Below are 19,532 nucleotides of genomic sequence, written 5' to 3' on the forward strand. Positions count from 1 at the left end.
GCGGTTTTGTCATTGAAGAGGCTGTTACTTCTGTTGACGCTTCATGGAGTCGAAGAACTCGTCGTTGGTCTTGGTCGCAGCCAGCTTGTCGATGAGGAACTCGATGCTGTCGATCTCGCCCATGGGGTGAATGATCTTGCGCAGGATCCACATCTTCTGCAGCTCGTCCGGTGCGGTCAGCAGCTCTTCCTTGCGGGTGCCGGAGCGAGTGATGTCGATGGCCGGGTAGACGCGCTTCTCGGCAATCTTGCGCGAGAGGTGCAGTTCCATGTTGCCGGTACCCTTGAACTCTTCGTAGATGACTTCATCCATCTTGGAGCCAGTATCGATCAGCGCGGTGGCGATGATGGTCAGACTGCCGCCCTCTTCGACGTTGCGCGCCGCACCGAAGAAACGCTTCGGACGGTGCAGGGCGTTGGCGTCCACACCACCGGTCAGCACCTTGCCGGAAGACGGGATGACGGTGTTGTAGGCGCGGGCCAGACGGGTGATGGAGTCCAGCAGGATCACCACATCCTTCTTGTGCTCGACCAGACGCTTGGCCTTCTCGATCACCATTTCGGCGACCTGGACGTGACGGGAGGCCGGCTCGTCGAAGGTGGAGGCGATCACTTCGCCCTTCACCATCCGCTGCATCTCGGTCACTTCTTCCGGACGTTCGTCAATCAGCAGCACGATCAGCTCACAATCCGGGTGGTTGTAGGCGATGCTCTGGGCGATGTTCTGCAGCAGCATGGTCTTACCGGCCTTGGGCGGTGCAACGATGAGACCGCGCTGGCCCTTGCCGATCGGGGATGCCAGATCCAGTACGCGGGCGGTGATGTCTTCGGTGGAACCGTTGCCACGCTCCATGCGCAGACGCTCGTTGGCGTGCAGGGGAGTGAGGTTTTCAAACAGGATCTTGTTGCGGGAGTTTTCCGGACGGTCGTAGTTGACGTCGTTGACCTTGAGCAGGGCGAAATAGCGCTCGCCCTCTTTCGGCGGCCGGATCTTGCCGGAGATGGTATCGCCGGTACGCAGGTTGAAGCGGCGGATCTGGCTCGGGGAGACATAGATGTCATCCGGACCAGCGAGATAAGAGCCGTCTGCACTGCGCAGGAAACCGAAACCGTCGGTCAGGATTTCCAGCACACCGTCGCCAAAGATATCCTCGCCGCCCTTGGCGTGCGCCTTGAGGATTGCAAAGATAATGTCTTTCTTGTGCGCCCGAGCCAGATTTTCCAACCCCATGGATTCGCCAAGCTGGACCAGCTCGGACACAGGAGTGTTCTTAAGTTCAGTCAGATTCATAGTGGTGAAAGTCTGTAAGCAAGGATTGAAATGAGGAGACAGTCTGCTGGATTGATGCTGATCGGATTTGACTTGCCAGGCTGGTAGTTAAGCAAAGAGTCAGGCAAAAAGGTTAGCAAACGAGCGATAAACTAGCACCAATCAGGGTGAGCGTCTAGGTGATAAAACACAAGGAGCGCATTATTGCAATGCGCTCCTTCTTGATTATTACAGGTTGCCGTCCAGGAACTCTTTCAGTTGGGTCTTGGACAGGGCGCCGACCTTGGTCGCTGCCACTTCACCATTCTTGAACAGCAGCAGGGTCGGGATACCACGAATGCCGTACTTGGGCGGAGTGTCGGCGTTATGATCGATGTTCAATTTCGCCACGGTCACGCGACCTTCATATTCCTGAGCAACTTCGTTCAGGATCGGGGCAATCATCTTGCACGGTCCACACCATTCGGCCCAGAAATCGACCAGAACAGGGCTGTCGGCGTTGATTACATCGGCCTCGAAGCTGGCATCGCTCAGCTGAACAATCTTGTCACTCATCTCCAACTCCAGTCAGTAATTAAGGCTTTATTGATGGTTCAACAAAGGCAATAGTTGCCCTATTTGAAATGATCCTGTTTATTATTGCAAGCCTAACCTGATAACCTACCGCCATGAGCAAAACACATCTAACGACCGAAAAATTCGCCCAAATGGGCCTCGAACCCGAAGTTCTGGCTGGTCTGGAATCAAAGGGATTTCACTATTGTACGCCCATCCAGGCACTGTCCCTGCCCCTGCTGGTTGAAGGTCATGACCTCGCCGGTCAGGCCCAGACGGGGACCGGCAAAACCCTGGCTTTCCTGGCGGCGACATTCAACTATTTGCTGACCCATCCGCTGACCAGGCCGCGCCTCATCAACCAGCCCCGCGCCATCATCATGGCCCCGACCCGGGAGCTGGCCGTCCAGATCTATAACGATGCAGAGAGCATGTCAGCCTCCACCGGGCTCAAGCTCGGTCTCGCCTATGGTGGCGAAGGCTACGACAAGCAGCTGGCCGTGCTGGAACAGGGCGTCGACATCCTTATCGGCACCACGGGTCGCATCATCGACTACTTCAAGTCCAAGGTCATCGATCTCGGCAACATCCAGGTCGTGGTACTGGACGAAGCGGATCGCATGTTCGATCTGGGCTTCATCAAGGACATCCGTTTCCTGTTCCGCCGCATGCCCCCCGCCACCGAGCGTCTGAGCATGCTGTTCTCCGCCACCCTCTCCCTGCGGGTGCAGGAGCTGGCCTATGAACACATGAACCACCCGGAACATGTGCAGGTCGAACCGGAACAGATGACCGGCGTGCGGATCAAGGAGGAGCTCTTCTACCCCTCCAACGAAGACAAGATGTTGCTGCTGCTCTCCCTGATGGAAGAGGAGTGGCCCGAGAAAGCCATCGTCTTCGCCAACACCAAGCACGTCTGTGAAGACGTTCACGCCTGGCTGGAGAACGACGGCCACCGCGTCGGCCTGCTGACCGGCGACGTGCCGCAGAAGAAGCGGATGAAGATCCTGGAAGAGTTCACCAAGGGCACCCTGGATATCCTGGTCGCCACCGACGTGGCTGCCCGTGGTCTGCACATCCCCGACGTGACCCACGTCTTCAACTACGACCTGCCCGACGATGCCGAAGACTATGTCCACCGCATCGGTCGTACCGGCCGCGCAGGCAAAAGCGGTCACTCCATCAGCCTGGCCTGTGAAGACTATGCCTTCAACCTGCCGGCCATCGAGGAGTACATCCACCACCCCATCCCGGTCAGCAAGTATGACCGCGAGGCGCTGCTGGATGACGTCACCGCGCCGAAACGGGTGTTCCGCAACCGCCAGCCGGTGAACCGCAACATGCGGGATCGCCAGGGCGGTGGCAACAGCAACAACCGTCGTCGCCCCCCCCGCAAGAACTGAGGGATCGGCCAAGTTGCACAACTCGCCTCTCTATGCCGCCATCGACCTCGGCTCCAACAGCTTTCACATGCTGGTGGTGCGCGAGGTCGCCGGTGCCCTGCGCACCGTCACCAAGGTCAAGCGCAAGGTACGCCTCGCCGCCGGCCTCGATGCCGATTTTCGCCTCAACCGTGCCGCCATGGAGCGGGGCTGGGATTGTCTGCGCCTCTTCTCCGAGCAGTTGCAGGACATCCCGTCCGACAACATCCGGGTAGTGGGCACCGCCACCCTGCGCCTGGCCACCAACGTCGACGAATTCATCAGCGAAGCGGAACGGGTGCTCAACCACAGCATCGAGATCATCTCGGGCGAGGAAGAAGCCAAGACCATCTATGAGGGGGTCTCCTGGACCTCGGCCGGGGAAGGCAATCGGCTGGTGATCGACATCGGCGGCGCCAGCACCGAGCTGGTGATCGGCGAGCAGAGCGAAGCCAAGCTGCTCAACAGCCTGCACATGGGCTGCGTCACCTGGCTCAACAACCACTTCGGTGATGGCGAGCTCTCCGAGGCGCGCTTCAACCAGGCCATTGCCGCCGCCAAGGCGGTACTGGAGAAAGTGGCTGCGGACTACCGTGTCCTCGGCTGGCGCACCTGCGTCGGCGCCTCCGGCACCGTCCAGGCGCTGCAGGAGATCATGCTGGCCCAGGGCAAGAGCGAGCGGGTCACCCTACCCAAGTTGCAAGAGCTGATGGGTCAGGCCATCGCCTGCGGCAGACTCGATCAGTTGCAGCTCGAAGGGCTGGCGGCCGAACGGCTGACCGTGTTCCCCTCCGGCCTCGCCATCTTGATCGCCATCTTCGAAACCCTCGACATCGAGAGCATGACCCTGGCGGGCGGTGCCCTGCGTGAAGGGCTCATCTACGGCCTGCTCGGCAACAATCACGACTGTGATGCCCGGGATCGCACCGCCGACAGCCTGATCAGCCGCTACCAGCTCGACAAGGAGCACGCCGAGCGGGTCCGCGACACCGCCATCGAGGCGTTCACCCAGCTGCAGCCGGCCTGGCGCCTCTCCAAGCGCTACGGCCGCCCGATCCTGCGCTACGCGGCCCTGCTGCACGAAATCGGTCTGTGCATCGAGTACAAGAAGGCGCCGCAGCACGCCGCCTACATCATCGACAACATCGACATGCCGGGCTTCACCCCCGCGCAGAAGAAGCTGCTGTCGGCCCTGCTGTTCAACCAGCGGGATGAATTCAAGCTGGAGCCGCTGGAGAAACAGGGCGCCGTCACCGGTCGCCAGGCGATCCGGCTGGCCCGCATCCTGCGCATCTCCCTCATCCTCTGCATGCGCCGGACCCAGGGCACTGTGCCCAGGTTCATGCTGCAAGCCGATGAAGATGCCCTGACCCTGACCCTGCCCAAGGGGTGGCTGGACGAGCACTACCTGCGCGCCAGCGAGCTGCGCCTCGAGGTGGAACGCCAGCAGAATATGGGCTGGTCCACCCGGCTGCTGGAAGCCTGAGGCACACACCCCATGGCCGATTACCAACCCGTCAGCTGTGACCTGTACGACTGGCTGGAGATCGCCGCCAGCTGGCAACTGCCCGTCACGATCACCGACCGGGATGGACGAACCTGGGCGGACAGGATCCGTACCATAGAAGCCAGCGACGGAGTAGAATATCTGCTGCTGGAGCGCGCTGAGCGCCTCAGCCTGGCGGACCTGGCGACCCTGGAACTCGTCTGGCAAGGGGAAGAAAAGCGGATCCACTTCGCCCCACCCCGCAGCCAATGAATAGCAAGAGGGCCAACCTGATCAGGTTGGCCCTCTTCGTTTGACGCTCAAACTCCCTGCCAGTCGCCACTCAACTCGCCAGCGCCGCCATCACATAGACGTCGAAGCGGTTGCTCTTTGTCTCGATGGCCATGCTGGGCTTGTGCTCGTTGAGCCAGCCCGCATAGTCGGGCCGCTTCACCACCACCCGCTTGTCAGCCATCCTGAGCGCCGCCGGCAGCAGGGCATCCGCGTCGAGATCCGCCCCCACCAGGGACTGGAACACCCGCATCTCTTTTTTCACCAGCGCCGACTTCTGCTTGTGGGGGAACATGGGATCCAGGTAGATGACCTCCGGCCGCTCGGTCAGCGCCAGCAGGGTCTCCACCGCCGGGCCTTGCAGCAGTTGCATCCGCTCGCGCACCCAGAGGCCTATCTCGGGATCCTGCCCCGCCCGGGTCAGACCGTCCTGGAGCAGGGCCGCCACCACGGGGCTGCGCTCGATCAGGGTCACCTTGCAGCCGAGGGAGGCGAGCACGAAGGCATCGCGCCCGAGCCCGGCGGTGGCATCCACCACGGTCGGCATGGCTCCCGACTTCAATCCCACCGCCTTGGCGATGGACTGGCCGCGCCCGCCACCGAACTTGCGCCTATGGGCCACCGCCCCTTCCACGAAGTCCACATAGACGGCCCCCAGCTTGGGTTCGTCCAGCTTGCGCAGCTCCAACCGCGATTCGGTCAGCACCAGGGCGAAGGGAGCGGGAAACGCCACGTCGGCAAGGCGCTGGCGCAGGGCGTCGAGCTCGCCATCGCGGGCGGGCACTTCACTGAAAACCTGAATATGGGGCATAACATGGACTCATCACGGCGCAGAAGCCGGCATGATAGCAGAAGCGGGGGGTCAGCTCACCGTGGTCAGATTCGCCAGGTTCATGCCCTGACGGTTGAGACTCAGGTACTCGGTCAGATCGTCGAAGGGCAGCGGGCGGCTGAGCAGATACCCCTGGGTGAAGGCGCACCCCTTCTGGCAGAGGAAGTTGAGCTGCTCCCGGGTCTCCACCCCTTCGATCACCACCTGCATGCCGAGGTTGTGCACGATGTTGATGATGCCGTCGAGCAGCAGGCGGTCCTGCTCGTTGAAGGGAATATGGCGCACGAAGGAGCGATCGATCTTCACCAAATCCACCGGGAAGGTACGCAGGTAGTTCAGTGCCGAGTAGCCGGTGCCGAAGTCGTCGATGGCCAGCTTGCAGCCCGCCTCGCGCAGAGCATCGATCCGCACCCTGTGCTGATCGCTGGTCTCCATCAGCAGAGATTCGGTGATCTCGATGATGATGTCCGCCGGATCCAGCTCGAAGTGGCGGATCACCCTGAGCCACTCGTTGGCCTCCGGGTCTATAGTCTGGAACTCCAGGGTGGAGCGGTTGATGGACATCTGCAGATCCGGGAAGCCGGACTGCTGCAATCTGGCCAGATCCCGGCAAGACTGCCACAGCACCAGGGCACCCAGCCCCTGGATGAGCCCCGCCTCTTCCGCCAGCGGGATGAAATCCGCCGGTGAGACCTGACCCCAGTGGGGGTGATACCAGCGCACCAGGGCCTCCAGCTTGGCGACCCGGCCGCTGCGGTTGTCCCAGATGGGCTGGTAGGCCATGGTCAGCTGGCCCAGCTTGATGGCCTCCGCCAGATCGTGCTGCATCTGGTGGCGCTGGCTCACCTCTTCCCGCATGGAGGCGTTGTAGGTGCCGAGGGGGCGTCCCTGGCGCTTGGCGACGAACAGGGCCTGCTCGGCATTGCGCAAGAGCTCGTCGCTGTCGCCGCCGTCATTGGGACAGAGGGTGATCCCCAGGGTGGCGGTCACATAGAGGTGCTGGTTGGCCAGCATGAAGGGACGGGCAAAGCCGCCGATCACCTGCTTGGCAAATACCTCGGCCTGACGGCGGTTGACGATACCGGGCACCAGGAAGGCAAACTCGTCACCGCCGATGCGGGCCACCAGGTCCTCGGTGCGCACCCGGCTCACCAGCCGATCCGATACTTCCCGCAGCAGGGCGTCGCCCACATGGTGATCCATGCTGTTGTTGACCGCCTTGAAGTTGTTGAGGTCGAGCACCATGAGGGCGAAGCGCTCCCCCCGCTCGCAGAAGCGGGCCAGACAGCGACCGAACAGCCAGCGGTTGGGCAGGCCGGTGAGGTTGTCGTAGTTGGCCTGGGCGGCGATCTTCTGCTCCGCCAGCTTGGTCTGGGAAAGATCGCTGAAGATGGCGATGTACTGACTGATCTTGCCCCCTTCCCGCACGGCGCTGATCATCAGCTGCTGGGGATAAAGCTTGCCGTTCTTGCGCTTGTTCCACACCTCCCCACGCCAGATCCCCACCCGCTCCAGGGCGTGGTACATGTCCGCATAGAAGGTCTGATCGTGCAGTCCGGACTTGAGCATGCTGGGCCGCTGGCCACACGCCTCCTCCTCGCTGTAACCGGTGATCTTCTCGAAGGCCGGATTGACCGAGATGATGCGACTGTCGGCATCGCACACCAGAATGGCTTCGGAGAGGTTGTCATAGACCCGGTGGGAGAGCTTGAGCTGCTCCGCATGGCGCCTGATGGGATCGATGTTCTCCAGCACCACCATGAGATAGTCGGGGTGCATCTGCTCGTTGCGGATCAGGGTCACCGTCACCCGTCCCCACAGGACGGTCCCATCCCGATGGAGATAACGCTTCTCCTGGGTAAACGCGGGACGCTCTCCCCGCTTGAGGGCGTCGTAGAGCGCAATGCTGGTCTGCCAGTCGTCCGGATGGTTGATTTCGGCGACGGTGAGCTGTTGCAGCTCCTCCTGGCTGTAGCCGAGCATCTTCTCGATGGCTGGGTTCGCCCAGAGGATCTTGCCGCCCAGATCCACCTTGCCGATGCCCACGGGCGCATGGGACATCATGGTGTCCAGGAAGTGGTGATGTTCCGGTTGCGCCGGCTGCTCCTGGCTCTGGCGCTGCTGATACATCAGCGCCAGCTCACGACCGGCGAGCGGGGCCAGCAGACGCAGCAGGCCCACTATCTTCTCCATTCTCGGCATGGCCCGCTTGAACATGACGCTGCACAGGCCGATGGTCTCTCCCTCGGCGTTCTTGAGCGCGACGCCGGCATAGGCTCTCACCTCGCAGCGCTCCAGCACGGCAGCGTGGGGGAACAGCTGGCGGGTGCGATCACTGAACCAGGCTTCACCCTGTTGCATGGCGATCTCGCCCGGAGTGTCGGCGAGGGGGAAGCTGTAGGAGTTGATGTCGAGGGAGACGGGATAGGCGGCATGCACGGTAAAGAACAGACCCGCTTGATCCTTGCCGGACACCAGGACGAAGTCAGCCCCCACCGCGTTGGCGATTTCACTCACAAAGGCATCAAAATATCCCTGACCACTCGAATGAGACAGGCTGGAGATGATTTGATAGACAGACTCGAGTGCTCGCCTCATGGCAAGGTTCTTTCTCTCCCTGGAAGGTAGAACCCGACTCTACTGAAGAGGCGGGGACAGTGCAAACATGCACTCCGCAAGATATTAAAAAGGCTTGGAAAAAGGGACCAAAAGGTCCCTTTTTCTATCAAAAATCACGTTTCGATCCCACTATGCCGCAAATGTGTACCTGCTTGAAGCTCCCGCAGTGGCGCGGCAGCTCATCCAATCGAGGCTCACTGTGGCGGCGGGACCTCACGCGGCGATACCACTGTGACGCAGCAGCGCATCCACCTGGGGCTCCCGGCCACGGAAGGCACGGAACAGCTCCATCGGCTCCCTGGAGCCGCCCTTTTCCAGAATGTTCTTCAGGAAGGAGTGGCCCGTGGCCGGGTTGAAGATCCCCTCCTCCTCGAAGCGGGAGAAGGCGTCGGCAGAGAGTACCTCGGCCCACTTGTAGCTGTAGTAGCCCGCCGCGTAGCCGCCCGCGAAGATGTGGGAGAAGCTGTGCTGGAAGCGGTTGAACGCCGGAGGCGTCATCACGGCGACCTGGCTGCGCACCTCAGCCAGCAGCGCAGGGATCTGATCCGCTCTGGTCGGGTCAAAGGTCTGGTGCAGACGGAAGTCGAACAGGGCGAACTCCAGCTGGCGCAGCATCTGCATCGCCGCCTGGAAGTTGCGGGCGGTCAGCATCTTCTCCAGCAGATCGGCGGGCAGCGGCTCCCCGGTCTCGTAATGGCCGGAGATGAAGGCCAGCGCCTCGGATTCCCAGCACCAGTTCTCGAGGAACTGGCTCGGCAGCTCCACCGCATCCCAGGCCACGCCGTTGATGCCGGCCACGCCGGCCACATCGATGCGGGTCAGCATGTGGTGAATGCCGTGGCCGAACTCGTGGAACAGGGTGACCACTTCGTTGTGGGTGAACAGGGCCGGCTTGCCGTCCACCGGGCCGTTGAAGTTGCAGGTCAGGTAGGCCACCGGCTTTTGCAGGGAGCCGTCCTGACGGTAGCGGCGACCCAGGCAGACATCCATCCAGGCGCCGCCCTGCTTGTGCTCGCGGGCGTAGAGATCCAGGTAGAAGCTGCCGCGCAGCTCGTCATCGGCGTCAAAGATGTCGTAGAAGCGCACGTCCGGGTGCCAGGTGTCGATGCCGAGACGCTCGCGCACCTTCATGCCGAACACCCGCTTGACCACCTCGAACAGCCCCTTCACGACCCGACCGGCGGGGAAGTAGGGACGCAACTGCTCATCAGAGACCGAAAACTTGTGCTGTTTGAGCTTTTCTGCGTAATAGGCAAGATCCCAGGCCGCCAGTTCGTCCTGACCGTGCTGCTCGGCGGCAAAGGCGCGGATCTCCTCCAGCTCCGCCTTGCCTTGGGGCAGGGACTTGGCAGCCAGGTCGGTGAGGAAGTCCACCACCTGCTCCGGCTTGTCCGCCATCTTGGTCGCGAGGGAGAGTTCGGCATAGTTGGCAAAGCCCAGCAGTCGGGCCAGCTCCCGGCGCAGGGTGAGCAACTCGGTCATGATGGCGGAGTTGTCCCACTTGCCGGCGTTGGGGCCCTGGTCGGAGGCGCGGGTGGTGAAGGCCTCATACAGCTCGGCACGCAGGGCGCGGCTGTCGGCATACATCATCACCGGCAGGTAGGAGGGGATGTCCAGGGTGAACAGCCACCCCTCCTTGCCCTTGAGTTCGGCCATCTGGCGCGCGGCAGCCTGGGCGCTCGCGGGCAGACCAGCCAGCTCGGCCTCGTCGGTCACCAGCTTGTGCCAGCCCTGGGTCGCGTCCAGCACGTTGTTGCTGAAACGGGAGGCGAGCTCCGAGAGGCGGGCCTGGATCTCGCCGTAACGCTGCTGCGCCTCGGCAGGCAGACCGATGCCGGAGAGGCGAAAATCGCGCAGGGTGTTCAGGATCTCCTTGCGCTGGGCATCATCCAGCCGGGGGAAATCATCGCTCTCGGAGAGGGCCAGATAGGCTTGATAGAGCCCTTCATGCTGACCGACATAGGTCTGGAATTCGGACAGCAGCGGCAGGCAGGCATCGTGAGCCGCCCGCAGCGCCTCGCTGTTCTGCACGGCGTTGAGGTGGCTGATGGGGGACCAGATCCGGGAGAGGCGGTCGTTGACCTCTTCCAGCGGGGCGATCAGGCTGTCCCAGGTGTGAGGCTCCTTCTGGGCCAGCACATCCTCAATCTTCTGTTTGCAATCGGCGATGGCCTGCGTCACGGCAGGTTGCACCTGATCGGGCTGGATCTGGCTGAAGGGAGGCAGCGAGTCCATTGTCAGCAAAGGGTTAGTCATCTGCGGTACCTCTAAATGCTCTGCAGCCCCTGCCGTCCAGAAGCCTGCTTGGACCATCTAAGATGTAGGCAGAAACCCCATTTATCAAGCCTTTGCCGCCAAGAGACGGGCTTGTTGCCCACTTTTTCAGGCATTTTGTTCATAAAACCAGCATTTCATCTGCCAGAGACGACAATGCCGGCCCGAGGGCCGGCATTGTGAGGGCATGGACACTCCCCGCCTCAGCGTCGGGCGTCCTCTTTCAACCACTGGGCGACCCGCTTGGCGAAGTAGGTGAGGATGCCATCGGCCCCGGCCCGCTTGAAGCAGAGCAGGGATTCCATCACGCACTCTTTCTCCTTGAGCCAGCCATTCTGGATCGCCGCCATGTGCATGGCGTACTCGCCGCTCACCTGATAGGCGAAGGTCGGCACGCCGAACTGATCCTTCACCCGACGGATGATGTCCAGGTAGGGCATGCCCGGCTTGACCATGACGCTGTCTGCCCCTTCGGCGATGTCGAGGGCCACCTCGTGCAGGGCTTCGTTGCCGTTGGCCGGGTCCATCTGGTAGGTGGCCTTGTTGCTCTTGCCGAGGTTGGCGGCGGAGCCCACCGCATCGCGGAACGGGCCGTAGTAGTGGGAGGCGTACTTGGCGGAGTAGGCCATGATCTGCACGTTGACGAAGCCATTCTCCTCCAGCGCCGCGCGGATGGCACCGATGCGGCCGTCCATCATGTCGGACGGTGCCACCATGTCGGCCCCGGCGGCGGCATGGGAGAGCGCCTGCTTCACCAGGATCTCGGTGGTGATGTCGTTCTGCACATAGCCTTCGTCATCGATGATGCCGTCCTGGCCATGGGTGGTGAAGGGGTCGAGCGCCACATCGGTGATGACCCCGAGCTCCGGGAAGCGAGCCTTGAGGGCACGGGTCGCCCGCTGGGCCAGGGCATCCGGGTTGTAAGCCTCTTCCGCCATCAGACTCTTTCTCTCCAGCGGCGTCACCGGGAACAGGGCCACCGCCGGCACACCCAGGGCCACCAGTTCGGCGGCCTCTTCGAGCAGCAGATCGATGGAGAGCCTGTCCACCCCCGGCATGGAGGCAACGGCCTCTCGCTGACCCTCCCCCTCCAGCACGAACACGGGATAGATGAGATCGTCGACGGTCAGTACGTTCTCGCGCACCAGGCGGCGGCTGAAGTCATGTTTGCGCACCCGGCGCAGGCGACGGCCCGGGAAGGCCCCCGGAAGAGTTGTGGCCATGAATCACTCCAAAAGCGGAAGTTGGAAGAATGCGGCGGAGGTGGCCCGGGTATGGGCCAGCAAGGCCTCGGGCGCTTCACCACGGCAGGTCGCCACCACCTGGGCGATGTGCGGCAAAAAAGCGGGTTCGTTGCGTTTGGGCCTGGGTTTCAGATCCCGCGGCACCAGGTAGGGGGCGTCCGTCTCTATCATCAGGCGACCCGCCGGAATGCGGGCCACCTGCTCGCGCAGCAGCTGGCCACGGCGCTCGTCACAGAGCCAGCCGGTCACCCCGATATGCAGCCCCAGCGCCAGGCACTCGTCCAGCTCGGCGTCGGAGCCGGTGAAGCAGTGCAGCACGGCCCCCGGCAGGCGGGGCAACCAGGGGCGCAGGATCTCGACGAATTTGTCATGGGCATCGCGGCAGTGCAGAAACACCGGCATCCCGAGCTCGGCGGCGAGCGCCAGCTGGGCGTCAAACACCGCATCCTGCACCGGGCGGGGGGAGAAGTCCCGGTTGTAGTCGAGACCGCACTCGCCGATAGCCACCACCTGGGGCAGGGCCGCCAGTTCCCGCAGGGCGGGCAGGGTCGTCTCATTGACGCTTTTGGCATCATGGGGATGCACCCCGGCGGTGGAGAAGCAGTAACCGGGCCAGCGGGCGGCCAATGCGGCGCTCTCGCGGCTGCCGGCCAGATCGGTGCCGGTCAGGATCAGGGCTTCCACCCCGGCGGCGCGCGCGCGTTCCACCAGGTCGGCCTGTTCGCCTGCGAACTGGCTGCTGGTCAGGTTCAAACCGATGTCGATCATGGAGTCAGGGGTTCCGGACAAACGAGGTGCATATCAGGCATTTGAAAACCATCTACTCGATGGGGCCTTACCATACGCCTCGAACGGATGCATGAAAAGAGGAAGGGAGCCTCAGCTCCCCTCTTCCGTTTGTTGCTGCTCCTCGTCCTCTTTCTTCACGTAGAAGCGGGCGAAGAACAGACCTATCTCCCACAGGCCCCACATGGGGATCGCGAGCAGAGTCTGGGAAAAGACATCGGGCGGCGTCAGCAACATACCGACCACGAAGACCCCGACGATGACGTAAGGGCGCTTCTCCTTCAGGCTCCTGGGGGTGGTCACCCCGGTCCAGCAGAGCAGTATAGTGGCCACCGGGATCTCGAACGCCACCCCGAACGCGAAGAACAGGGTCAGCACGAAGTCCAGGTAGCTGGCGATGTCGGTCGCCACCGTCACCCCGGCGGGGGCGGTACTGGTGAAGAAGCCGAACACCAGGGGGAACACCACGTAGTAGGCGAACGCCATCCCCGCGTAGAACAGCACGGCGCTGGAGGCCACCAGAGGCAGGATCAGCCGCCGTTCGTGCTGGTACAGACCGGGTGCGATGAAGGCCCAGGCCTGATAGAGCAGATAGGGGATCGCCACGAAGAAGGAGACCACCAGGGTCAGCTTGATGGGCGTGATGAAGGGCGTCGCCACATCCGTCGCTATCATGCTGGTGCCTGCCGGCAACTGGCTGAGTAGCGGCTGGGCCACGAAGTCGTAGATGTTGTTGGAGAAGTAGATGAGCGCGATGAACACCAGCAGGATGGCGGAGATCGCGCGCAGCAGACGGGTTCTCAGCTCCACCAGATGGCTGATGAGGGGCTGTTCTGCCTGACTCATGGCTTCACCTCCCCTTTGGCTGCGGACTCGCTGGCGGGCACAGGCTCGCTCTCTCGCTGGCTGTTGACCGGTGGCACCTCTGGGGTCGCGGGCACCGAGGCCGCCACCGGAGTGGCTGGCTCAGCCTGGGCGAGCTCCCGAGGCGGGCGGATCTCGTTCTCCCCCTGATAGGGACGATTCACAGACTGGGCGGCCGCTTTCAACTGCTCGATGGACTCCTGCAGCTCGGGGCTCAGGTTGTTCATCTGCAACCGTTCGGCCTTCTTCAGGTCGTTGTGCAGATCCTGCAACTTGAGCTCCTGTTCCAGCTCGGCCTTGACCGAGTTGGCGGTGCTGCGGATCAGCCTTATCCAGTGGCTGGCGGTGCGGATCGCGACCGGCAACCGCTCGGGACCCAGCACCACCAGGGCGACGACGCCGATGACGACCAGTTCCCAAAAACCGATGTCGAACATGGCTTAGGCCTGATCTTTGTCTTTCTGCTTGGCGGCTTCGGCGTTGCTGGCCGTCTCGTTCAACTGCTTGGTCGGGAACTCGGCATCTTTCTGCTCGGGTTTGGTGTCGGCCGGCTCATCGGAGAGCGCCTTCTTGAACCCCTTGACCGCCGCGCCCAGATCGCCGCCGATACCGCGCAATTTCTTGGTGCCGAACAACAGCACGACGATGACTGCGATGATCAACAACTGCCAAATACTGATACCACCCATGACTTTTTCTCCGGATAGGCGCCCGATGGCGCAGGTTATTTAATGGGAACGGGTTCGCAACCAACCCAGCAGCCAGCATAACCCGGCGCCGGCGAGGCTGATTTGTCCCCACTCAATGTGTTGTTTCTGGGTCAGCAAGAATACACCCGCGAGCAGCAGGCTGGCTCCAACCCCTAAGAGGTAGCGAGCCTGCCCCTGACGGCGACTGTGGCGACGGAAATCGGCAAACATCTGGTCGAAGTGGTGCTGCTGATGGCGGGCCTGACGCAGGGTCTCGTAGACCAGCTCCGGCAGCTCCGGCAGTTTCTCCGCCCAGAACGGCGCCTTCTCCTTGATGGCATTCCACACCGCCTTGGGGCCGACCTGCTCGTGCATCCAGTTTTCCAGATAGGGCTTGGCGGTCTGCCACAAATCCAGCTGGGGATAGAGCTGGCGACCCAGCCCTTCCACATAGAGCAGGGTCTTTTGCAGCAGCACCAGCTGCGGCTGCACCTGCATGTTGAATCGACGGGCGGTGTTGAACAGATTGAGCAGCACGTGGCCGAAGGAGATCTCGGAGAGCGGTTTCTCGAAGATGGGCTCCAGCACGGTGCGGATGGCGAACTCGAACTCGTCCACCTTGGTATCGGGTGGCACCCAGCCTGACTCCACGTGCAGCTCGGCCACACGGCGGTAGTCGCGATTGAAGAAGGCGAGGAAGTTCTCCGCCAGGTAGCGCTTGTCTTCCCGGTTGAGGGTGCCGACGATGCCGCAGTCGATGCCGATCCAGAGCGGATTCTCCGGGTGTTCGAAAGAGACGAAGATGTTGCCCGGGTGCATGTCGGCGTGGAAGAAGCTGTCGCGGAACACCTGGGTGAAGAACACTTCCACTCCGCGCTCGGCCAGCAGCTTCATGTTGGTGCCGTTGGCTTCCAGCGCGGCAATGTCGGAGACCGGAATGCCGTAGATCCGCTCCATCACCAGCACCTGCTCGCGGCAGTGCTCGGTGAACACCTCGGGCACGTAGAGCGCCTCGGAGCCGGTGAAGTTGCGGCGCAACTGGATGGCGTTGGCCGCTTCGCGCATCAGGTTGAGCTCGTCGAGTATGGTCTTGCGATACTCCTCCACCACCTCGACGGGGCGCAGTCGTCCGCTCTGGGGCACGAAACGGGCCACCAGACGGGCCAGGGCCTGCATCAGGCGCAGGTCGGCCTCAATGACCGGCTCGATATCGGGACGGATCACCTTGATGACGATCTCGCGGCCGTTCTCCTTCAACCGGGCGGTGTGCACCTGGGCGATGGAGGCGGATGCCAGCGGCGTCTCGTCGAAGTCATCGAACAGGGTCTCGACGGGGCAACCCAGGCTCTCTTCTATCTGGCGACGGGCGGCCTGACCACAGAAGGGAGGCACCCTGTCCTGCAGCAGGGCCAGCTCTTCGGCAATGTCGGGGGGCAGCAGGTCTCGGCGGGTCGAGAGCATCTGGCCGAACTTGATGAAGATGGGGCCCAGGGCCTCGAAGGCGAGGCGAATGCGGGCGCCACGGCTCATGCCTTGTTGCTTGTTCTTGAGCCAGAACAGACTGCGACGGGCCAGACGGCCAGGCCAGGGCTGATAACGGGCGGGCACCAGCTCGTCGATGCCCTGTTCCAGCAGGATGCTGACGATGCGATAGAGGCGTTTGAACTCCTTCGGGGTCATCAGCTCACCTGCTGTTCGAGGCGGGCAAGCCGCAACTCGATCGCCTTCATCTGTTGGGCCAGCTCTTCGACATCGTCATTGAAGCTCGCCACTTCCAGCGGACCCGGGGCAAGCCTAGCCTCCTCGGTCAAATACTCGGCCACTTGACGCTGGGAACGGCACAACTCTCGCCCCACAAAACGGCGAGCCTGACGGGCACCACTGCACAGGATGTGGGCCACCACGTCGCCGGTGTAGCGGGACAGCTCCTCTTCCCAGTCGATATCGAGCTCGCCAAGCAGGGCGCTGAATGCCTGCACCAGCTGGGGGTCACCGCTCAGGTCCAGCTTCTCCTCGCGGATGTAGCGGGTCAGGGCGGAAGGCTCCTTGAGCAGGCCGAGGGCGGTCAGGGAGAGACTCAGCACCGCATCCGCCTCCCCTTCAAACCTGGCCAGCACATCCAGACGGCGCTCCGAGAAGACAAACCAGAGCGGCTTGAGCTCGCGCAGCTCCAGTTTGAGTACCTTGCCCGTCAGCTTGCGCAACCGCTCCGGGCTCTGTTTGTCCAGGGCCAGCAACTGGTTGAGGCTGGTTTCGATCACCGCGGTGACCATGGCATCCATCGGCATAGGCGACCTTAAAACTTGTAACCGCGGTGCAGGGCGACCACGCCCTGGGTCAGGTTGTAGAACTCAACCTGTTCGAACCCGACATTCTCCATTATGCCTGCCAGGGTCTGCTGATCCGGGTGCATGCGGATGGATTCCGCCAGGTATTTGTAACTTTCGCTGTCATTCGCGACGATTTCGCCCATTTTCGGCAGCAATTTGAAGGAGTAGAGATCATACAGCTTGGCGATCACTTCGCTCACCGGTTTGGAGAACTCCAGCACCAGCAGGCGGCCACCCGGCTTGAGCACCCGGAACATGGAGGCAAGCGCCTTGTCCTTGTCGGTGACGTTGCGCAGGCCGAAGCCGATGGTGATGACGTCGAAATGGTTGTCAGGGAACGGGAGCGCCTCGGCATTGGCCTGTACGTAGGAGACGTTGTTGGCCACCCCCAGGTTGCGCAGTTTGTCGCGGCCCACTTTCAGCATGGAGTCGTTGATGTCCGCCAGGACCACCTGACCGGTCTCACCCACGATGCGGGAGAACTTGGCGGTCAGATCCCCTGTACCGCCAGCCAGATCCAGCACCTTCTGTCCTTTGCGGACACCGGAGCAGTCGATGGTAAAGCGCTTCCAGAGGCGATGGATGCCGAACGACATCAGATCGTTCATCAGATCATACTTGGCCGCTACCGAATGAAAGACACCGGCGACCAGGGTTTCCTTCTCGGTCGCTGCCACGGTTTTATAGCCAAAATGCGTAGTAGTAGTCTGTTCCGACATCCCTCAAATACCCATAGAGCAAAGAATGGCCGCCAGTTTACCAGAGCCGATGGCGTGCGGACACCTCAAACCCGGCTTGCGACCAACTGCATCCCCAGCACGACCATGGCCAGACAGAGGAACAGATTGAGACCGATATTGAGCAGCGCCTTCAGATAGGCCCCTTGCTGGGCCAGCACGACCGTATCGAGGGCAAAGGAGGAGAAGGTGGTCAGGGCGCCGAGGATACCCACCATCAGCAATGGCTTCATCGGGTGTTCCACCACGTGACCATGGCTGATCAGGGCATAGGCAATCCCCATGATGAAGGAACCGACCACGTTGACCACCAGGGTGCCATAGGGAAAGTGGCGTCCCAGCAGCCAGGCCATCAGCTCGGCGATGCCAAAACGCAGGCAGGCACCGAAGGCGCCTCCGGCAGCGACAAATAACCAGGTTTGCATCAAGCAGTCTCCAAGAGTGTCAGGTTGGCATTATGCAAAATGTCGGCAGCAGGGGACAGCCGGGCAATTAATCGACCCTGCTAGACCCTAGCGGCGAAAGTCTACCCGTTCTGGATTCACAAGGTGGAGGGTCGTCTCGGCCGGGCGAGTATCGGCGATGACTCTGCCATGGCGGATGGAATAACGTACCGGCACCTGGCGGCGCACCGCATCGAAACCATTCTCTGCAGGAAGGATCAGCAGGTTGGCGGGCTTGCCCACCTCGATGCCGTAGCGATCCTGCGCGTTCAGGGTGCGGGCGCTGTGGCTGCCGATCAGCTTGAGGCTGTCATTGATCTGCTCGTAGCCCATGATCTGGCAGACATGCAGCCCCATGTGCAGCACCTGCAACATGTTGGCCGTGCCCATGGGATACCAGGGATCGAACACGTCGTCATGACCGAAACAGACGTTGATGTTCGCCTCCAGCATCTCCTTCACCCGGGTGATGCCACGACGCTTGGGATAGCTGTCGAAGCGCCCCTGCAGGTGAATGTTCACCAGCGGATTGGCGACGAAGTTGATGTCCGCCATCCTGAGCAGCCGGAACAGCCGCGAGGCATAGGCTCCGTTGTAGGAGTGCATGGCGGTGGTGTGGCTGGCGGTCACCCGATGGCCAATACCGCGCTCGTAGGCCAGGGTTGCCAGCGTCTCGATAAAACGGGACTGTTCGTCATCGATTTCGTCGCAATGCACATCCACCAGAACCTGATATTTCTCTGCAAGATCGAAGACGTAGTGCAGACTTTCGACCCCGTACTCCCGGGTAAACTCGAAATGGGGGATGGCGCCTATCACGTCGGCGCCCAGTTTGAGAGCCTCTTCAAGTAACGCCTTGCCGTTGGGGTAGGAGAGGATCCCCTCCTGTGGGAAGGCCACTATCTGCAGCTCCACCCACTCCTTCATCTCCTCCCGCACCTCCAGCATCGCCTTCAGGGCGACCAGATTGGGATCGGAGACATCCACATGGGTGCGGACGAATTGGATGCCGTTGGCGATCTGCCACTTCAACGTCTGGATGGCCCGCAGCTTCACATCCTCGCGGGTCAGCAGTGCCTTGCGCTCCGCCCAGCGTTCAATCCCCTCGAACAGGGTGCCGGAGAGGTTCCAGCTCGGTTCACCGGCCGTCTGGGTGGTATCAAGATGGATGTGAGGCTCGATAAAGGGGGCGATGGCGAGACCCTCCTCACCATCAAGCTCATGGGCTGCGAGCAGAGGGGTGCTCATGGGCTCGATGGCCCGGATCACGCCTCCCTGACAGAGGATTTGCCACATCCCTTCCCTGCCCGCCAGACGCACATTCCTAATCAGCATGTTCTTTCCCCTTCGAAAGCGTAGTTGTCTTTGCCAATCCACAACTTAGCCCGGATCCCTTTAAGAGAGAAGCGGCGCCCGGAAAGCATACGGGATAGAAAGGGAAGATATCTCAACAACAAGAAGGTGCGACATTGCAGGACTGCAATTTGCGATGGATGGCTGAAAGGCAGATACAAAAAAGCCTCCCGATTGGGAGGCTTTCTTATTTAATGGTGCTGATACCCAGAATCGAACTGGGGACCTCATCCTTACCAAGGATGCGCTCTACCGACTGAGCCATATCAGCACACTAACCGGTAAAGACCACGCTCAATGCGTAATCTAAAATTGGGTGCCTGGCAGTGTCCTACTCTC

18 protein-coding genes and 1 tRNA gene are annotated in these 19,532 nt (G+C 61.7%); 3 read left to right on the top strand and 16 right to left on the bottom strand.

Annotated elements, in window-relative coordinates; all coding sequences use genetic code 11:
* Positions 1-24 precede the first annotated feature (24 nt).
* Positions 25-1,290 carry a transcription termination factor Rho gene (gene rho / locus MUW49_RS16560; protein ID WP_010672370.1) on the bottom strand — a complete coding sequence of 422 codons (1,266 nt, stop codon included), beginning with the start codon at positions 1,288-1,290 and terminating at the stop codon, positions 25-27.
* A 207-nt stretch (positions 1,291-1,497) separates the two neighbouring features.
* Positions 1,498-1,824 (bottom strand): thioredoxin TrxA, encoded by a 327-nt coding sequence (trxA, locus tag MUW49_RS16565; protein WP_010672369.1) that lies wholly within the window; start codon positions 1,822-1,824, stop codon positions 1,498-1,500.
* 113 nt (positions 1,825-1,937) lie between these two features.
* Between trxA and rhlB the strand changes: the two genes are divergently transcribed.
* The 3 genes from rhlB to MUW49_RS16580 are packed head-to-tail and all read left to right on the top strand — an operon-like array spanning position 1,938 to position 5,004.
* Positions 1,938-3,227 (top strand): ATP-dependent RNA helicase RhlB, encoded by a 1,290-nt coding sequence (gene rhlB, locus MUW49_RS16570; RefSeq protein WP_041212041.1) that lies wholly within the window; start codon positions 1,938-1,940, stop codon positions 3,225-3,227.
* A 13-nt stretch (positions 3,228-3,240) separates the two neighbouring features.
* Positions 3,241-4,731 carry a guanosine-5'-triphosphate,3'-diphosphate diphosphatase gene (gene gppA / locus MUW49_RS16575; protein ID WP_244812987.1) on the top strand — a complete coding sequence of 497 codons (1,491 nt, stop codon included), beginning with the start codon at positions 3,241-3,243 and terminating at the stop codon, positions 4,729-4,731.
* Positions 4,732-4,743: 12 nt separating this feature from the next.
* A complete protein-coding gene (locus tag MUW49_RS16580) occupies positions 4,744-5,004 on the top strand; it encodes a Rho-binding antiterminator (protein ID WP_041214156.1) in 261 nt (86 codons plus the stop codon).
* A gap of 70 nt (positions 5,005-5,074) precedes the next feature.
* Here the strand turns inward: MUW49_RS16580 and MUW49_RS16585 are convergent, their stop codons facing one another.
* From MUW49_RS16585 to MUW49_RS16650, 14 genes are all read right to left on the bottom strand, one after another.
* Positions 5,075-5,824 (bottom strand): class I SAM-dependent methyltransferase, encoded by a 750-nt coding sequence (locus MUW49_RS16585; protein WP_244812990.1) that lies wholly within the window; start codon positions 5,822-5,824, stop codon positions 5,075-5,077.
* A gap of 60 nt (positions 5,825-5,884) precedes the next feature.
* Positions 5,885-8,452: a GGDEF domain-containing phosphodiesterase gene (locus MUW49_RS16590; RefSeq protein WP_216944857.1), complete on the bottom strand. Its 2,568-nt coding sequence runs from the start codon at positions 8,450-8,452 to the stop codon at positions 5,885-5,887.
* A gap of 234 nt (positions 8,453-8,686) precedes the next feature.
* On the bottom strand, positions 8,687-10,729 hold the full coding sequence (prlC, locus tag MUW49_RS16595; RefSeq protein ID WP_042864699.1) for an oligopeptidase A: 2,043 nt from the start codon (positions 10,727-10,729) through the stop codon (positions 8,687-8,689).
* A 221-nt stretch (positions 10,730-10,950) separates the two neighbouring features.
* Positions 10,951-11,970 (bottom strand): porphobilinogen synthase, encoded by a 1,020-nt coding sequence (gene hemB / locus MUW49_RS16600; RefSeq protein ID WP_039041081.1) that lies wholly within the window; start codon positions 11,968-11,970, stop codon positions 10,951-10,953.
* Positions 11,971-11,973: 3 nt separating this feature from the next.
* Positions 11,974-12,759, bottom strand: coding sequence for a TatD family hydrolase (locus tag MUW49_RS16605; RefSeq protein ID WP_244812988.1), 786 nt, complete (start codon positions 12,757-12,759; stop codon positions 11,974-11,976).
* Between the two features lie 111 nt (positions 12,760-12,870).
* Positions 12,871-13,623: a twin-arginine translocase subunit TatC gene (gene tatC, locus MUW49_RS16610; RefSeq protein WP_010672360.1), complete on the bottom strand. Its 753-nt coding sequence runs from the start codon at positions 13,621-13,623 to the stop codon at positions 12,871-12,873.
* Positions 13,620-14,078: a Sec-independent protein translocase protein TatB gene (gene tatB, locus MUW49_RS16615; RefSeq protein WP_244812989.1), complete on the bottom strand. Its 459-nt coding sequence runs from the start codon at positions 14,076-14,078 to the stop codon at positions 13,620-13,622. Before tatB ends, tatC begins: the two co-directional genes overlap by 4 nt.
* A gap of 3 nt (positions 14,079-14,081) precedes the next feature.
* Complete coding sequence (tatA, locus tag MUW49_RS16620; protein WP_010672358.1) at positions 14,082-14,330, bottom strand: Sec-independent protein translocase subunit TatA; 249 nt, start codon at positions 14,328-14,330, stop codon at positions 14,082-14,084.
* A 39-nt stretch (positions 14,331-14,369) separates the two neighbouring features.
* Positions 14,370-16,010: a ubiquinone biosynthesis regulatory protein kinase UbiB gene (gene ubiB / locus MUW49_RS16625; RefSeq protein WP_042017422.1), complete on the bottom strand. Its 1,641-nt coding sequence runs from the start codon at positions 16,008-16,010 to the stop codon at positions 14,370-14,372.
* Complete coding sequence (locus tag MUW49_RS16630) at positions 16,010-16,618, bottom strand: SCP2 sterol-binding domain-containing protein (protein WP_201872756.1); 609 nt, start codon at positions 16,616-16,618, stop codon at positions 16,010-16,012. The genes ubiB and MUW49_RS16630 overlap by 1 nt, the downstream gene beginning before the upstream one ends.
* A gap of 8 nt (positions 16,619-16,626) precedes the next feature.
* The gene (gene ubiE, locus MUW49_RS16635) at positions 16,627-17,379 is read right to left on the bottom strand and encodes a bifunctional demethylmenaquinone methyltransferase/2-methoxy-6-polyprenyl-1,4-benzoquinol methylase UbiE (protein ID WP_201872755.1); all 753 of its coding nucleotides are present in this window, start codon (positions 17,377-17,379) and stop codon (positions 16,627-16,629) included.
* A 65-nt stretch (positions 17,380-17,444) separates the two neighbouring features.
* On the bottom strand, positions 17,445-17,822 hold the full coding sequence (gene crcB, locus MUW49_RS16640; protein WP_010672354.1) for a fluoride efflux transporter CrcB: 378 nt from the start codon (positions 17,820-17,822) through the stop codon (positions 17,445-17,447).
* Positions 17,823-17,909: 87 nt separating this feature from the next.
* Complete coding sequence (locus MUW49_RS16645; protein WP_182976201.1) at positions 17,910-19,175, bottom strand: cytosine deaminase; 1,266 nt, start codon at positions 19,173-19,175, stop codon at positions 17,910-17,912.
* 213 nt (positions 19,176-19,388) lie between these two features.
* Positions 19,389-19,464 (bottom strand) — tRNA-Thr (locus MUW49_RS16650).
* Positions 19,465-19,532: the final 68 nt, after the last annotated feature.

This window comes from Aeromonas sp. LsrichE-8G (assembly GCF_022869435.1).
In the GTDB taxonomy this organism is placed as follows: Bacteria; Pseudomonadota; Gammaproteobacteria; order Enterobacterales; family Aeromonadaceae; genus Aeromonas; species Aeromonas caviae.

Excerpts from the sequence above, each read along its gene's own strand:
- crcB (WP_010672354.1), bottom strand. The coding sequence starts at position 17,822 with ATGCAAACCTGGTTATTTGTCGCTGCCGGAGGCGCCTTCGGTGCCTGC.
- ubiE (WP_201872755.1), bottom strand. The coding sequence starts at position 17,379 with ATGTCGGAACAGACTACTACTACGCATTTTGGCTATAAAACCGTGGCA.
- MUW49_RS16645 (WP_182976201.1), bottom strand. The coding sequence starts at position 19,175 with ATGCTGATTAGGAATGTGCGTCTGGCGGGCAGGGAAGGGATGTGGCAA.
- rho (WP_010672370.1), bottom strand. The coding sequence starts at position 1,290 with ATGAATCTGACTGAACTTAAGAACACTCCTGTGTCCGAGCTGGTCCAG.
- hemB (WP_039041081.1), bottom strand. The coding sequence starts at position 11,970 with ATGGCCACAACTCTTCCGGGGGCCTTCCCGGGCCGTCGCCTGCGCCGG.
- ubiB (WP_042017422.1), bottom strand. The coding sequence starts at position 16,010 with ATGACCCCGAAGGAGTTCAAACGCCTCTATCGCATCGTCAGCATCCTG.
- MUW49_RS16605 (WP_244812988.1), bottom strand. The coding sequence starts at position 12,759 with ATGATCGACATCGGTTTGAACCTGACCAGCAGCCAGTTCGCAGGCGAA.
- rhlB (WP_041212041.1), top strand. The coding sequence starts at position 1,938 with ATGAGCAAAACACATCTAACGACCGAAAAATTCGCCCAAATGGGCCTC.
- tatC (WP_010672360.1), bottom strand. The coding sequence starts at position 13,623 with ATGAGTCAGGCAGAACAGCCCCTCATCAGCCATCTGGTGGAGCTGAGA.
- MUW49_RS16580 (WP_041214156.1), top strand. The coding sequence starts at position 4,744 with ATGGCCGATTACCAACCCGTCAGCTGTGACCTGTACGACTGGCTGGAG.
- tatB (WP_244812989.1), bottom strand. The coding sequence starts at position 14,078 with ATGTTCGACATCGGTTTTTGGGAACTGGTCGTCATCGGCGTCGTCGCC.
- MUW49_RS16630 (WP_201872756.1), bottom strand. The coding sequence starts at position 16,618 with ATGCCGATGGATGCCATGGTCACCGCGGTGATCGAAACCAGCCTCAAC.
- MUW49_RS16590 (WP_216944857.1), bottom strand. The coding sequence starts at position 8,452 with ATGAGGCGAGCACTCGAGTCTGTCTATCAAATCATCTCCAGCCTGTCT.
- trxA (WP_010672369.1), bottom strand. The coding sequence starts at position 1,824 with ATGAGTGACAAGATTGTTCAGCTGAGCGATGCCAGCTTCGAGGCCGAT.
- prlC (WP_042864699.1), bottom strand. The coding sequence starts at position 10,729 with ATGACTAACCCTTTGCTGACAATGGACTCGCTGCCTCCCTTCAGCCAG.
- tatA (WP_010672358.1), bottom strand. The coding sequence starts at position 14,330 with ATGGGTGGTATCAGTATTTGGCAGTTGTTGATCATCGCAGTCATCGTC.